The organism is Flavobacterium noncentrifugens (assembly GCF_900100375.1).
Taxonomy (GTDB): Bacteria; Bacteroidota; Bacteroidia; order Flavobacteriales; family Flavobacteriaceae; genus Flavobacterium; species Flavobacterium noncentrifugens.
On the sequence record NZ_FNEZ01000006.1, the window covers coordinates 206,897 to 222,375 of the forward strand.

14 protein-coding genes are annotated in these 15,479 nt (G+C 39.0%); 12 read left to right on the plus strand and 2 right to left on the minus strand.

Features of this window, described 5'->3' with window-relative positions:
* Positions 1-6 precede the first annotated feature (6 nt).
* Positions 7-1,890, minus strand: coding sequence for a transcription termination factor Rho (gene rho / locus BLS32_RS16145; protein ID WP_091398316.1), 1,884 nt, complete (start codon positions 1,888-1,890; stop codon positions 7-9).
* 180 nt (positions 1,891-2,070) lie between these two features.
* On the opposite strand from rho, the gene BLS32_RS16150 reads away from it, so the two are divergent.
* From BLS32_RS16150 to BLS32_RS16160, 4 genes are all read left to right on the plus strand, one after another.
* On the plus strand, positions 2,071-2,484 hold the full coding sequence (locus tag BLS32_RS16150; RefSeq protein ID WP_091398318.1) for a DUF4293 family protein: 414 nt from the start codon (positions 2,071-2,073) through the stop codon (positions 2,482-2,484).
* Positions 2,485-2,628: 144 nt separating this feature from the next.
* A complete protein-coding gene (locus tag BLS32_RS16155; RefSeq protein WP_091398320.1) occupies positions 2,629-3,288 on the plus strand; it encodes a response regulator in 660 nt (219 codons plus the stop codon).
* An 11-nt stretch (positions 3,289-3,299) separates the two neighbouring features.
* Positions 3,300-3,578: a hypothetical protein gene (locus BLS32_RS18645; RefSeq protein ID WP_170227606.1), complete on the plus strand. Its 279-nt coding sequence runs from the start codon at positions 3,300-3,302 to the stop codon at positions 3,576-3,578.
* Positions 3,579-3,822: 244 nt separating this feature from the next.
* Positions 3,823-5,328, plus strand: coding sequence for an ATP-binding protein (locus tag BLS32_RS16160; RefSeq protein WP_170227607.1), 1,506 nt, complete (start codon positions 3,823-3,825; stop codon positions 5,326-5,328).
* On the opposite strand, the gene BLS32_RS16165 is transcribed toward BLS32_RS16160, so the two are convergent.
* Entirely contained in the window at positions 5,329-5,826 is a 498-nt protein-coding gene (locus BLS32_RS16165; protein WP_091398327.1) for a metallophosphoesterase family protein, read from the minus strand.
* A gap of 248 nt (positions 5,827-6,074) precedes the next feature.
* On the opposite strand from BLS32_RS16165, the gene truA reads away from it, so the two are divergent.
* The 8 genes from truA (at position 6,075) to BLS32_RS16225 (ending at position 15,441) form a co-directional block, all read left to right on the plus strand.
* Entirely contained in the window at positions 6,075-6,857 is a 783-nt protein-coding gene (gene truA, locus BLS32_RS16170; protein ID WP_091398330.1) for a tRNA pseudouridine(38-40) synthase TruA, read from the plus strand.
* Between the two features lie 96 nt (positions 6,858-6,953).
* A complete protein-coding gene (locus BLS32_RS16175) occupies positions 6,954-8,720 on the plus strand; it encodes an ABC transporter ATP-binding protein (RefSeq protein ID WP_091398333.1) in 1,767 nt (588 codons plus the stop codon).
* Between the two features lie 72 nt (positions 8,721-8,792).
* Positions 8,793-9,017, plus strand: coding sequence for a hypothetical protein (locus tag BLS32_RS16180; RefSeq protein WP_091398336.1), 225 nt, complete (start codon positions 8,793-8,795; stop codon positions 9,015-9,017).
* Positions 9,018-9,153: 136 nt separating this feature from the next.
* A complete protein-coding gene (gene lpdA / locus BLS32_RS16185) occupies positions 9,154-10,539 on the plus strand; it encodes a dihydrolipoyl dehydrogenase (protein WP_091398339.1) in 1,386 nt (461 codons plus the stop codon).
* 354 nt (positions 10,540-10,893) lie between these two features.
* On the plus strand, positions 10,894-11,703 hold the full coding sequence (locus BLS32_RS16195; protein WP_091398342.1) for an alpha/beta hydrolase: 810 nt from the start codon (positions 10,894-10,896) through the stop codon (positions 11,701-11,703).
* 223 nt (positions 11,704-11,926) lie between these two features.
* Positions 11,927-13,042 (plus strand): site-specific tyrosine recombinase/integron integrase, encoded by a 1,116-nt coding sequence (gene xerA, locus BLS32_RS16200; protein ID WP_091398470.1) that lies wholly within the window; start codon positions 11,927-11,929, stop codon positions 13,040-13,042.
* A gap of 726 nt (positions 13,043-13,768) precedes the next feature.
* Entirely contained in the window at positions 13,769-14,248 is a 480-nt protein-coding gene (locus BLS32_RS16215; RefSeq protein WP_139171795.1) for a hypothetical protein, read from the plus strand.
* Positions 14,249-14,931: 683 nt separating this feature from the next.
* Positions 14,932-15,441 carry a hypothetical protein gene (locus tag BLS32_RS16225; RefSeq protein ID WP_139171796.1) on the plus strand — a complete coding sequence of 170 codons (510 nt, stop codon included), beginning with the start codon at positions 14,932-14,934 and terminating at the stop codon, positions 15,439-15,441.
* Positions 15,442-15,479 lie beyond the last annotated feature (38 nt).

The window sequence follows — 15,479 nt, forward strand, 5'->3', positions numbered from 1 at the left end:
AGAAATTTAATCATTCATAGAAATCAGGAATTCTTCGTTGTTGCGTGTCTTTTTGAAACGGTCGTTAATGAAATCCATGGCTTCAACAGGATTCATGTCAGACAAATACTTTCTCATGATCCACATTCTTTGCAATGTTTTTTCATCAAGAAGCATATCGTCGCGTCGCGTGCTTGAAGAAGTAAGATCGATTGCAGGGAAAATCCGTTTGTTTGCAATTTTTCTGTCCAATTGCAATTCCATGTTTCCAGTTCCTTTAAATTCTTCGAAGATCACTTCGTCCATTTTAGAGCCTGTTTCGGTTAATGCTGTAGCGATAATGCTCAGCGATCCGCCATTTTCAACATTTCTGGCAGCTCCGAAAAAACGTTTTGGCTTTTGCAAGGCATTGGCATCTACACCACCACTCAACACTTTTCCTGAAGCGGGCTGAACCGTATTATAAGCTCTGGCCAGACGCGTAATCGAGTCGAGCAAGATCACGACATCATGTCCGCATTCTACCAATCTTTTTGCTTTTTCAAGAACGATGTTTGCAATTTTAACGTGTTCCTGTGGTTCGCGGTCAAAAGTCGAAGCAATCACTTCTCCCCTAACGCTGCGCTGCATATCGGTAACTTCTTCCGGTCGCTCATCAATCAACAATACCAAAAGGTACACTTCGGGATGATTCGCAGCAATCGCATTGGCAATATCTTTCAGCAACATCGTTTTACCGGTTTTCGGCTGGGCTACGATCATACCGCGCTGGCCTTTTCCGATAGGTGAAAACAAATCGATGATCCTGGTTGAAATCGTACTTTGCTTTTCTGCAAGCCTGAATTTTTCAGATGGAAAAACCGGAGTCAAATGTTCAAATGAAACCCTGTCGCGAACGACTTGCGGATCGTGTCCGTTGATTTTTAAAACGCGCACCAATGGGAAGAATTTCTCGCCTTCTTTCGGAGGTCTTACTACACCTTTTACAGTATCTCCGGTTTTCAAACCAAATAACTTAATTTGTGAAACAGATAAATAAATATCATCAGGTGAAGCAAGATAATTGTAATCTGAAGAACGCAGGAAACCGTAACCATCGGGCATCATTTCGAGTACGCCTTCACTTTCTATTATTCCGTCGAATTCGAAATCGGCATCACGGAAATTATTACTTTTTTTATTTTTGAAATTCGGGTTTACGTTGCCGTTTGGCCCGTTTTGGTTTGGATTCTGATTTGGATTTTGGTTTCCGTTTGCAGCCTGGTTTCCGTTTGCAGCCTGGTTTCCGTTTGCAGCCTGGTTTCCGTTTGCGTTCGGATTGTTTGCGTTTGGATTGTTGGCATTCTGATTGTTTGCGTTCGGATTGTTCGCATTTTGGTTTCCGTTGCCATTTCCACTTTGGTTGCTGTTTTTAGCTAACTTATGGAGTTGGTTTGGATTGATTTTCTTCTCAGGCTGTTTTGGTTCAGTATTTTCTGCTGCGGGTTGTTCTGCAACTTCATCCCTGGCAACCGGCTCTTGCTGTTTTTTTGGAGCAATTTTCTTTTCGTAATCGGCTTTTTTAAACTTTATCGCTTTTGGTACGGTTTCGATTTTAGCCTGCTGATTGTCATTTTCTTGCTTTGGTTCAGCTACAACATCAGGTGCAGTCTCATCGGAAGCAGAAAAAAGGGTTTTGGATGCTTTGCTGATTGCAGGTTTAGTCTCTGCTGCAATGCGGTTTCTTTTAGGTTTTTCGGCAGCAGTCTCATCGGTTGGGGATGTATTTTCCTTTGGTTCCGAAGCTTGCTGGTCAAGAATCTGGTTGACCAAAACCTCTTTCTTTACACCGTTGAATTTTATTTTTTTAGATTTAGCGATATCCTGAAGTTCAGGTAGCTTCATTTCTTTTAATACAGAAATATCAAACATGAATGTTATTTGAATTTAATTGATATGGAGATTGAAATAGTGGTAGTGATTTTTATCCTTAAAACGGGCCGTAAAATGAAGTACTTACGATTTTGTTATGCAATAATACGAATAAAAATTTAGGTTGCAATAGTATTTATCAAAAAGAAAATATATTTTTGTGCAACAAATAAAGCATAAATGATCCAGAGAATCCAAACCGTTTACCTTGCTGCCGCCTTGCTTATAAGTAGCGCTTTGCCCTTTGCTTTCCCGCTTTGGACACTTCAGGGCAACGTTGATTTCTACTTTATGCAAAGCATTTTGTATGCTGCATTTTTTGGATTGAGCGCCGCTTTATCTCTGCTCGCAATCTTATCATACGCCAAGAGGCAAAATCAATTTGTAATCAACAGATTGAATATCATATTGAATTTAATTTTATTAGGATTATTTGTATATCGCTCACTAAACTTATCTGGAGAAGCCGTTATGGTTTCAGAGAAAGGTATTGGGATGTTTCTACCTATTGTTTCTATCGTTTTTTTAGTGTTGGCCAACAAAGCCATCAAAAAGGATGAAGATCTCGTAAAATCTGTGGACCGATTGAGATAAACCTATAAACTTAGTTTATTTAGTGCGAAGAAAAACCTGGACAATGTCTGGGTTTTTTTTGATTGTATATATTTGAAAATTGCTAAAAATACTCTTAGGTTATATCGATTTAAGTGTTAAATTTGAGCAACTGAACCAAAAAGAATGAGCACTAAGAAAATACGCATTTTCCTGGCCGACGATCATCAGGTATTGATTGACGGAATGAAATCTGTGTTGGCCACTACTTCTGATCTTGAATTTGTAGGTTCTGCTTCAAATGGCCTGAATGTCATTGCCGATGCCGTTAAAACAAAGACCGATATACTGGTGATAGACATTAATATGCCTGAAAAAGACGGCATCTCTTTGCTAAAAGATTATTCGCAAAACGAGTTCCCATTCCGTATTATAGTGCTGTCGAGTTATGACGATATCAAACTGATCAAAGAAGTCATGAAACTGGGCGCCAGTGGCTATTTAACGAAGCAATGTGCCGGAGAAGACATTCTCGAAGCCATACATACCGTTGCAAATGGGGAATTTTATTATTGCAAAACGGTTCGCGATAAAATATTCGCATCCTTTGCAAATCCACAGAAAAACAACTCCGGCAGCAACAGCCATTCCGTTTTAACAGAGCGGGAACTTGAGATCATTAAACTGATTTCGATGGAATACAGCGGAAAAGAAATCGGCGAAGCGCTTTCCATAAGTTCCCATACCGTGGAAACGCACCGCAAAAACCTGATGAAAAAACTCGAAGTCAAAAACACTATCGGACTCGTAAAATATGCACTCAAAAACAATTTAATTAACCAATAAAACATAAAGAAATGGATATCGTTACCAACTATTGCGTAGAATACAAGTCTGCAATCGCTTTTGATGTTACTTTTGAAATCCCTAATAATTGTGTGTATTCACAAAGTATCTCTTTGAAGATTAATTACATAACCGTACAATTACAGCCGGGACAAACTGTACCCTCAAATATTTTCGTTCAATGCAAAGTAACGATAGCACCTATTGATGGTAAACTTAGTGTCTACTTTGTTCAGATTTGTGATGGAAAAACGTCAAACAAGCCAAAAGTTACAGTTGATAATATCTAAGACTTATCATTTAAAGATTTTTATAATTTTCATTTTTTTCTGTAGTGGTTCTATTTCAGCTAGAACTGCTACAGATTCTATTGGAATATACTTAGCTAAAAATGAAGACCTTAAAGCTTTAAAATATGCAATAAATCAGTCAGACTATTTATTTAAGAACAAATTATATAATAAATGGTGTGCCAATAACATCCAAAAAAGTAAAATTTACCTCAAACTCAACGACCATCAAAAAGCAATAGGCGTGCTGTTTGAGACACTCAAATTTACTGAGAAAAAACAACTTAAGTTTGAAAAAGTACTAGTCTTCAACGAAATTGGAAAAGTCTATCAACTCACTTTAGACAAGACCAAATCATACAAATATTTTAAAAGCGCCGAAAACATGGCAATGGAATTGGGTAATGATACTTTAAAAGCGTATTGCCAACAAGGCCTTTTTGTACATTCTATGGCACAAAATAATGAAACTAGTGCTAGATTTTACATGAAAAGCATTAAGGATTTATATAAGAACAATGGAAACAGTGATCAGATTTATAGGAGTTATAGCAATTATGCCAGCTATAATTTTAAATTTGGTCAAGGAGAACTTGCAAAAAAATACCTTGACACGGCCATTTATTATGCCAGTAAAAACAGAAAGATAAAATACCTCAAAGTTTGTTATGCCAATCTCGGCTATTATTATTTCACCGTTGAAAAAAATTTCAAAAAAGGAGAAGAACAATACCTTAAAAGCTTGGCATTAACACCAAAAGACACCATTTCTCAAGATGCAACAGATGACTATCTGAATTTATCGTATGCCTATGAGCAAATGAATGACTTTAAAACTGCAAATAAATACATGATGAAATATATCGATAATATGGTCATCATCTACCAGGACAAAGTCAACTCCAACCTTCGCGACGCCGAAACGCGCTACCAAATCGAAAAAGTCGAAACCGAATACAAAAAGCGCCAACAGGAACTCCTCGAAGAACAATCAAAAAACCAAAAGATTTTCCTCGTCATCATCGCACTGATCATCATACTATCCATATTATTGTATTTCTTTTTACAGAACATGCGCCTCAAGGAGAAAAATAAATTCAAAGACATCGAAAGCCGCGTTCAGCAAAACATCATCAATGCCACCATCGACGGACAGGAACTGGAACGCAAGAAAATCGCAAGTGTATTACACGACAACATCAGCGCGCAGCTTTCCTCAGCAGGCTTACACCTTTCCGCCTTTTCGGCGATTACAAAAACCGATTCGCAGGAAATTGCAAAGACCCGCGCCATTTTAAAAGAAGCGCATGATAAAGTGCGTGACTTGTCACACGAATTGCTTCCGGTATTGCTAGCGAAATTCGGATTGCTGTATGCCTTGCAGGATTTGTGCGAAAAAAATTCCAATTCGCTGCTGCATTTTGAATATTCCGGAAACGTTTTCACGTTCAAAAGATTCAACGAAGAATTTGAAATGAAGGTCTATTTTATCGTCACCGAATTGCTGAACAACATCCTCAAGCACAGCGAAGCAACTGAGGCTGAACTTACAATAAATGAAGAAAAAAGCCAACTCAAAATCACCGTAAAAGACAACGGCAAAGGCTTTAAAACTACAAAAACCACCGACGAAGGTTTCGGTCTCACGCAAATCCGCGCCAGGATCCAAAATATGAATGGCACTTTTAAAGTCGATTCAAAACCTGACCACGGCACAACCGTAACATTAAATATTCCGGTTGTTGAATGATCAAACGCGTTTCGGCGTCTCAATAATCTCCAGGTCTTTAATTTTATCGCCGTCAATTACAAAACGCAACATTGTTCGAACCTGATGGAAACCATGAATTCCCGTCGCACCCGGATTCATGTGTAGCAAATTGTACTTTTTGTCAAACATCACTTTTAAAATATGCGAATGCCCGCAAATGAATAATTTTGGCGGGTTTTTCTCCATTTCGGCACGAACCGCCGGATTGTATTTTCCGGGATAACCGCCAATATGCGTAATCCAAACATCAACGCCTTCACACATGAAACGGTTGTGCAACGGAAATTCCATCCGCGCTTTATCGTCGTCAATATTGCCATAAACAGCACGAAGTGGCTTAATGTTTTTGAGCATATCGGTCACAACTAAATCGCCAATATCGCCAGCATGCCAGATCTCATCAGCATTCGCGGCATGTTTCAAGATCGTATCGTCAATATAACTGTGCGTATCCGAAAGCAGAAGTATTTTTTTCATACAAATATTATTTTTCCTTAATTGTCATTTCGACTGAAAAGAGAAATCAGGAGCTGTTTCCTGCTGTCCGCTATATCTTTTGCTCCGCTGCGCTGCACAAAAGGATGCCGCTTCCATCAGGGCTAGGGAATTTCAGTAAAATTAAACAATTGGTTTCAAAACCGAATTAACATTTTGTTGCATTTCAACCTGGGAAACCAAACCATTAAATTAAGTATCTTTGTAGCCGATTAAAACCAACACAGCTTTTGAGGTATTTTATAAAACTGGCATACAACGGAACCCATTACCACGGTTGGCAATACCAGCCAAACGCGGCCTCTGTGCAGGAAACCCTGAACAAAGCGCTGTCTGTCATACTCAACACCGAAATCGATGTCATGGGCGCTGGCCGCACCGATACCGGCGTACACGCAAGGGAAATGTTCGCGCACTTCGACACCGAAAAAGCATTTGATCCCGAAAATTTAGTCCACAAAGCAAATTCATTTTTACCAAAAGACATTGTTCTTTATGATGTTTTCGCAGTTCACGATGATGCGCATGCGCGATTCGATGCAAAAAAACGCACATACGAATACCACATCCACACATTTAAAAATGTTTTCTTGCAGGATTTAAGTTGGCATTGCCCGCAAAAACTCGATGTCTCAAAAATGAACGAAGCGGCTAAATTATTATTAAGCCACACCGATTTCGAATGTTTTTCAAAAGTGCATACCGATGTAAATACTTTCAACTGCAACATTACCGAAGCTTTCTGGAAACAGGAGAATGACAAACTCATCTTTACAATTGCTGCCGACCGCTTTCTCCGCAATATGGTTCGTGCGATTGTCGGAACTTTAATAAATGTGGGCATTGGAAAACTTTCAGTCGAAGATTTCAACGCCGTCATCGAAAGCAAAAAACGAAGTGAAGCAGGATTTTCCGTGCCTGCCCACGGTTTGTATCTAACGGAAATCAAATACGATTATAGCAACAACAATGCTGTTCTGAAACCGGAAACAGCCGTAAATACCGAGTCCTAGCCCCGATAGAAGCGGAAATCCTTTTTATTTTTAGTGAGGCACGAACAAAATAAAAAGATTGCAGCGGATAGCGGGAACAGCTCCCAAAAAAAATAAATGAAAGCAAAAGCATTCGATACCAAAATATTTAAAAGAATTCTGGAATATACCAAACCGTACCAGCGGCGGTTCAATGGCGTGGTATTTTTCGCGATCGCGTTGTCGGTTTTCGCAGCGCTTCGCCCCTATTTGCTGAAGCATACCGTGGATGGCTACATTCAGCATCATGATGCAAAAGGCTTATTATCATACATCGTTTTGATGTTTGTCGTGCTTCTGGCAGAGGTTTTTTCGCAGTTTTATTTTGTGTACTGGGCCAACTGGCTCGGTCAGGATATTGTGAAAGACATCCGCAACAAATTGTTCAGGCACATGCTGAGTTTCAGGATGAAATATTACGACAATGCGCCGGTTGGGCAGCTTGTGACGCGTTCTGTATCTGATATCGAATCGATTGCACGGATTTTCAGCCAGGGTTTGTTCATGATCATCAGCGACCTTTTAAAAATGGTGATCGTACTGATTTTCATGTTTTGCATGAACTGGAAATTGTCATGGATCGTGATTCTTGCGATGCCAGTTTTGGTCATTATTACACGCGTTTTCCAGAAAAAAATGCAACTCGCTTTTGAAGAAGTGCGCACGCAGGTGGCCAATATGAACACGTTTGTTCAGGAACGCGTAACCGGAATGAAGATCGTGCAATTGTTTAACCGTGAAGACATTGAGGCCGATAAATTCAGCGTCATCAACCAAAAACACAACCACGCCTGGATCAAGACCATTTTATACAACTCGATCTTTTTCCCGATCGCCGATATCATTTCGTCGCTGACATTAGGATTTGTCGTTTGGTATGGCGGCGCGCGGATTCTGGGTGGCGATGCGACCACGACTTTCGGGGATTTGTTTACGTATACGATGTTCATTGGAATGCTTTTTAACCCGCTCAGGCAGATTGCAGATAAGTTTAATGAGATGCAACTCGGAATGATTTCAGCGAACCGCGTGTTTGAAATCCTCGATACCAAAGACCAGATTCAGGATACCGGAACGCATGAAGCACCGGTTTTTAAAGGCGACATCAGTTTTAAAGACGTGCATTTTGGATATATTGAAGGCGAAGAAGTGATTAAAGGCATCAGCCTGAATGTCAAAGCCGGAGAAACCATTGCGATTGTTGGCGCAACCGGAGCAGGAAAATCTACCATTATCAATTTGCTGAACCGATTTTACGAGATCAATGCCGGCGAAATTTGTATAGACGGAAAAAACATTGACGACTATACATTAGCTTCAATCAGGAAGCAAATCGCTGTGGTTTTACAGGATGTTTTCCTGTTTGCAGATACGATCCTGAACAACATCACCCTGAATAATCCTGAAATTACAATGGAAGACGTCGTGACTTCTGCTAAACGCATTGGCGTGCACGAATTTATCATGAGCCTGCCAAACGGTTACAATTATAATGTAAAAGAACGCGGCGTGATGTTGTCGTCAGGGCAGCGTCAGTTGATCGCTTTCCTTCGGGCGTATGTGAGCAATCCGAGTATTTTGATTCTGGATGAAGCGACCTCGTCTATCGATACATATTCTGAAGAATTGATCCAACGTGCGACTGAAACGATTACCAAAGGGCGCACTTCGATTGTGATCGCGCACAGATTGGCAACAATCGTAAACGCCGATAAAATTGTCGTCATGGACAAAGGCCACATTGTAGAACAGGGAAGCCACGCCGAACTATTAAACCGTGAAACCGGATTTTACAAAAACCTGTATTATTCGCAGTTTTTGGTGGAAGCGCGTGAGGAAGAATAAATATAGCGGAATAGCCAGAAATCAGTATTGGGATACAGGGCAAATAAGTGACTACAAATTAAAAAGCATAGCTTGACAAACGCAAAGGGTAAGCTCGCAAACGCAGAGAGTAAGCTCGCAAATGTAAAAGCTCAGTTCACAAACGCAAAAGGCAAGCTCGCAAATGCAAAGGGCAAGCTCGCAGATGCAAAGGGTAAGTTCGCAAATGCAAAGGATAACTTCACAATTGAAAATGATGGCTTCGCAAATGCAAGGCTTTCTATCCCAGAACCGAAAGACAAACACGATAATTGCTGAAGCGAAATCAATATCGCAGGCCAATAATTTTTCTGTAAGCAAATAAATAACTAATTTCGTAACCGGAAAATTTAAAGCAAAATGAAACACCTGAATTTGTGTTTCATCCAACATTAAAACAATAAAAAAATACCAAATGAAATACGACATTATAGTTTTAGGAAGCGGCCCGGGCGGATATGTTGCAGCGATCAGAGCAGCACAACTCGGATTTAAAACTGCGATCATAGAAAAAGAAAACCTTGGCGGAATTTGTTTAAACTGGGGTTGTATCCCAACGAAAGCACTTCTAAAATCGGCTCAGGTTTTTGATTATTTAAAGCATGCTGCGGATTACGGACTCACCGTAAATGAATTTGACAAAGACTTTGGAGCAGTAATCCAACGTTCCCGTGGCGTTGCCGATGGTATGAGCAAAGGGATCCAGTTCCTGATGAAAAAAAATAAAATTGACGTTGTCATGGGAACCGGAAAATTAAAACCGGGGAAGAAAATCGACGTGACAGTTGACGGCACCACAACCGAATATTCAGCCGATCATATCATTATTGCAACCGGCGCACGTTCACGCGAATTGCCGAACCTTCCACAAGACGGGAAAAAAGTCATCGGTTACAGGCAGGCGATGAACTTGCCAACACAGCCAAAATCGATGATCGTTGTTGGTTCAGGCGCCATCGGAGTTGAATTTGCGCACTTCTACAACTCTATGGGAACTGAAGTAACTATTGTTGAATTTTTGCCGAACATCGTTCCGTTAGAAGATGAGGACGTTTCCAAACAAATGGAGCGTTCGATGAAAAAAGCGGGTGTGAAAATCATGACCAATTCGGCTGTAGAAAGAATCGATACGACCGGAAACGGTGTAAAAGCATTCGTAAAAACGGCAAAAGGCGAAGAAATCATCGAAGCAGAAATTTTGCTTTCTGCAGTTGGGATCAAAACAAATATCGAAAACATCGGACTTGAAGAATGCGGCATCGCAACCGATCGTGATAAAATTTTAGTGAACGATTTCTACCAGACAAATATTCCCGGATATTATGCGATTGGTGACGTAGTTCCTGGCCAGGCTTTGGCGCACGTCGCTTCTGCCGAAGGCATTACTTGCGTGGAAAAGATCGCAGGTTTGCATGTAGACAAAATCGATTACGGAAACATTCCTGGCTGTACGTATGCCACGCCTGAAATCGCTTCTGTCGGCTTGACCGAAAAACAGGCGAAAGAAAAAGGATACGAACTCAAAATCGGAAAATTCCCTTTCACAGCATCCGGAAAAGCTAAAGCTGCCGGAACGCCAGATGGTTTTGTGAAAGTAATTTTCGACGCCAAATATGGCGAATGGCTGGGCTGCCACATGATTGGCGCAGGCGTTACCGATATGATCGCCGAGGCAGTTGTAGCGCGTAAACTGGAAACAACCGGACATGAGATCATTAAATCAATTCACCCGCACCCAACGATGAGCGAGGCAATTATGGAAGCTGCGGCTGATGCTTACGGCGAAGTGATTCACCTTTAGTCAATTGATATGCATAATAGAAATTATTCAGATTGTGAATAGAAAAATCCGCTTCATGCGGATTTTTTGTTGTTTGTATTTAGCCTAAAAACTTATCTTTACTTAAATTAAAAATCAACTTTTATGTCATTTCAGGCGTATCTCGAGAATGTCAAAAGTAAAACCAGGAACGGCCCTGCTGAATTTAGAAAACTGGCTGAAGGATGAGGATTTACTTAAAATATTAAATTGAAACCTAACGTCAAAGCCGGTGAAATTCATTACGTGGCTGAAATAAGATTTTAACCTCGGACATGGCCATGGATGACGATTTTATGCATTGCTGAAAGGCATTAAGATGAAAAACAGTAAATAATGAAAAAATATATTTTTTTGGCTGCAGTATTTTGCAGCTTGATTGCGAATGCACAACTTAAAACCGAAAGCAATGTGCCGTTTGCCATTGGTGAAAGCCGGACAATTGAATCGAAAATCCTTAATGAAAACCGGACTTTAAATATTTATCTTCCGAATGGTTTTGATAAAAATAAAAGCCATTCGGTGATTTATTTGCCTGATGGTTCGGCTAATGAAGATTTTCTGCATATCGTTGGGTTGGTACAATTTTTCCACATGCAATTGAACATGCCTGATTTTATCGTTGTTGGGATTGCGAATGTAGACCGCAAGCGCGATTTTACATTTCCGACTACAAACCAAGCCGACAAAAAGCAATATCCGACAACGGGAAGTTCAGAGAAATTCATTTCCTTTTTAGAAAATGAATTGCAGCCTTATGTTGAAGCAAATTTTAAAACAACCGGAACAAAATACCTGATCGGACAATCGCTCGGTGGATTACTGGCGACTGAAATTTTAATCAAAAAACCCAATTTGTTCACGCATTATTTTATCATCAGTCCAAGCCTGTGGTGGGATGATGAATCTTTGCTGAAATTGGCCGAGTCGAATTTTTCGAAAAATGATTACAGTAAAACTTATGTTTATGTTTCAGTTGGTTCAGAAGGAAAAGTCATGGAGAACGATGCAAAATCTTTAGCTGATTTGCTGTCGAAAACAAAAATGAAAACTGATTTTTTACCATTACCTAAAGAAAACCATGCAACGATTTTGCATGAAAGCATGTATCAGGCATTTAAGATCCAGTTTCCTTACAAACCTTAATTTTAGGATATTCTTACACGTTCTTTCGAAAGTGCTTTAATTATTTGGCATACACGAAGTGACTGTTCTGCCCTAGCCCTGATGGAAGCGGCATCCTTTTTTAAATTTGCCGAAGCGCAGCGAAGGTAAATTTAAAAAAGATACAGCGGACAGCGGGAATAGCTTGAAAAAATTCTGCATATATTTTGTATATTCGCTTCATACACGCCAAAATATAGAATATATGCACACTTCCCTACCTGTGGTAACTTTGAACCGAACGATTCATCGCAACCAAGAAATCCTGAGTATTTGTTTTGAAAAAAATGCGGCGCTTGAGCAAAAGGTTCGTTCACTGCTCAACGTCAAATGGAGTCATACGCGGAAATTTTGGTATTTGAAGTATACCTTATCCAACAAAGCCAATAGTATTAAAATCTTGAGTGATTTTGCTAAAATCAACACGGAAAAACTAGATCTTCAGGAAGAAAAGCGGCGTTACAATATGGATGACATCATGCTGCCTATCTCTGAGATCGAAAAAATATATAAGTTTAAAAAGTGGCTTGAAACCAAACGTTACAGCGATAATACGGTGCACACGTATTGCAGTCTGGTAGTATTTTTCTGTAAATATCTGGTAAAGAGAAATTGTACAGAATTGAATCCGATGATCGTTTCACGTTTTAATTATGAATTTATCGTACAGCCGAATAAATCAATTTCATATCAAAACCAGGCCATAAACGCGATAAAGCAGTATTTTGAATATTCAGGGATTGCAGTTGAAATTGGAGAGATTGAGCGTCCCAGAAGAGAAAAAAAATTGCCTGTTGTGTTGAGTATGGAGGAAGTGCGGCGAATGATTAACAATACGGGGAACCTGCGCCATAAAACGCTATTGTGCCTTATTTATTCAGGTGGGTTCAGATTGGGTGAAGCTTTGCAGCTTAAATTGAACGACATAGACAGTGACCGAATGCTAATTCATATTAAAAGTGCAAAAGGTAAAAAGGACCGGTACACTTTGCTTTCTAAAAAGGCATTGACAATTATGCGTGAATATTACCGTGTTTATTCTCCGAAAATATTTTTATTTGAAGGGCCGAATGGTGAAAAGTTTTCGGCTCGCTCGGTTCAAACTGTGGTAAAGATCGCTGCAACACGTGCCGGAATTACCAAACAGGTTTCGCCACACAGCCTGCGCCACAGTTTTGCTACGCATTTGCTTGAAAACGGCACTGATTTACGCTACATCCAAAACTTACTGGGACACACCAGCCCCAAGACGACAATGATTTATACGCATGTAAGCGATCTTGCAATACAAAAAATCCGCAATCCCTTTGATTTAACTTAATGAGGGTTTGTAAATTATTTGTATACTTGCATGTACTAAAAATATTTGCATTTATATTCGCTTATCCTGTTTGAAATGTGGGGATTGTGGGTTATTTGTGCGGGTATGGATAAGTTGGGCGCAATTTGACGTTACCGCAGCCGATAAATTCAGCGACAAAAACTACTTTTTTTTAAGCGGGCAAAAGAGGAAGAATGACGATTTTTGCTGCCAAGCTTCGCGAAGGGATTCGCTGAAAAACGCGTTTTTCAAAGCTAATCGCTTTAGAAGCTTGGAGAAGTTAGCGTAAAAATATCTATGAATCAAGAGACACTGCTGCGGTTTTACTGTACATTTTGTTAAATTCATTACGCTAACTTCGGCCGCTTAAAAAAAAGTAGTTTTTGGGCTGGCGGATTTAAAAACGATCGCTTATAAGACATAAGCGACATATTTAAATCCGTATTTATCTGGCTGCGTCCACGGTCAAACTGGTCGATTTTCATTAATCACATCTATTTATGATTAATTTTAAAGTCATATCGTTTTTCCAAATATGATTAATAGAAAATCTCGCCCAACACGGCATATACGCAATTGCGGGATTTGAGTTAAAAGAAACATTATTTTCATTAACTTCGTTTTTCGGTAGCAGAAAATTCTCAGGTATTAAGACCGCAACTGCGCATATGCCGGGAACGTTAGCTGTCATGTCGAAAATCGACAACCGAATCAACAATCATAATAATGAGCATAATTACTTACTTAAAGGAAGTTTCTACATTTAAAAAAATACTTGGTCCAATGTTTATATGTCTTGGACTATTTTCCATTGCAATGTTGAGTATTTTATTTGGTGTAATATTTTCTGTAATCGGCTTAAATTTATTATCAACCGAAGGCTCACAAATTAACCTGCATAACAATACATATAGAAATATAAAATCAATATTCGGATATAAATTCGGCAAATGGCAACCATGTCCAGGATTTGAATACGTCTCAGTTTTTAAAACGAAAGAAAATCAAACTATTCGTGTAATAACTGCAGAAGCAACTTTTCAAAGCGACATAATACTGTTAAATCTATTCTACAAAGGAAATAAACATATTACATTTTATAAAACATCTGATAAAGTTAATGCCTTTGAAACAGCCGAAAAATTTAAATCGGTATTCAATATTGATATTCTTGATGCAACAGAAAATGAAAAAAGGTGGTTATAACTAAGACACGACAGCTAACCGCCGCTTCAAGAACTTGCTGGATTTTTGGTAATTGAATGCTTTGTTTTCACGAAGAATGTTTATATTCGGCAGACAGAACTCAGCTCGCTGGAATCGCAAATTCGTGAAGCGGCAAAACGTTGCCCGCAAATCGCCTTGGCGCGCGTAAAAAGGTCCTGGAATACTTTACTCTTTTTTCATATTTACGAATAGATTAAATTGAAAATATTTCCTCTCCTATTCCGCTTTTTTAAGTTTGGCAAAATTTGATTTCTAAGTTTGTAAATCTTTGAAAAAAATCTGTCGAAACCTTTTGAAATCTTAGTCATTCTTTGCCTCTTTTTCTCTTTTTCGTCGATTTGTTTGTCAATTCTTTGTCAAAATTATTTCGCAGAAAAAACTCGCACAATGTTTTTTGTACGAGATAGTTTTTAGTAGCTCGAAGGTTTTCCGAAAAAAAATTGAATAGTTCAAAAATCTTATAAATCGAGTTCACTTTATCCGCGACCTGCGGGCAACAGCGCATTTACTCAAAGCGCTTGTTTTTAGTAAATTGATTGTTTGCAATTCACGAAGAATGTTTTATCTTGGCAGAGAAAACTCAGCTCGCTGGAATCGCGTTTGCGCAAATCCGCGAAACGTTATGAGCTATAATTTCAGCAGCAGACTAAACAACAATGAAAATGAAATATTACACATATTGGTCGATTGCTGATTTGCCCACAAACTCAATAAAATCCTATGAAGTTTTTTTATATATTTCTATAATTTGTTTAATCACTTGGATTTGTATTAAGCGCTACAAAAAAAATAACAAGGATTATGAAAAATTAATTCTATTATGGATAATTGGTAGCGTATTCATATTCTCTACTTCTATGTTTGCGTACCTAACTTATATTGTTAAAGACGATATCGAAAATAGAATTCAAGCAATTTTAACTTCTCCAAAAGTAGCACAAGTTGAAGGCGTAATTTCTGGTTTTAAAAGAGAAAGACCTGCTTCACAACGTCGAGTTGTAACAATTGAGAGTTTTATGGTTGATTCTGTAAAATTTTCTTATGGAGATGCAATGCTTGGGCGTTTTAATAGCTTCAGTGAAACTAACAGTATTTTACAAAATGGTTTGCACGTTAGAATAACTTATGGAAAAGTTAAAAATCAAATCGTAAAAATTGAAATTGAAAATTAAGTCTACAAACTATTACAGCTCATAACACCGGCTAAGCG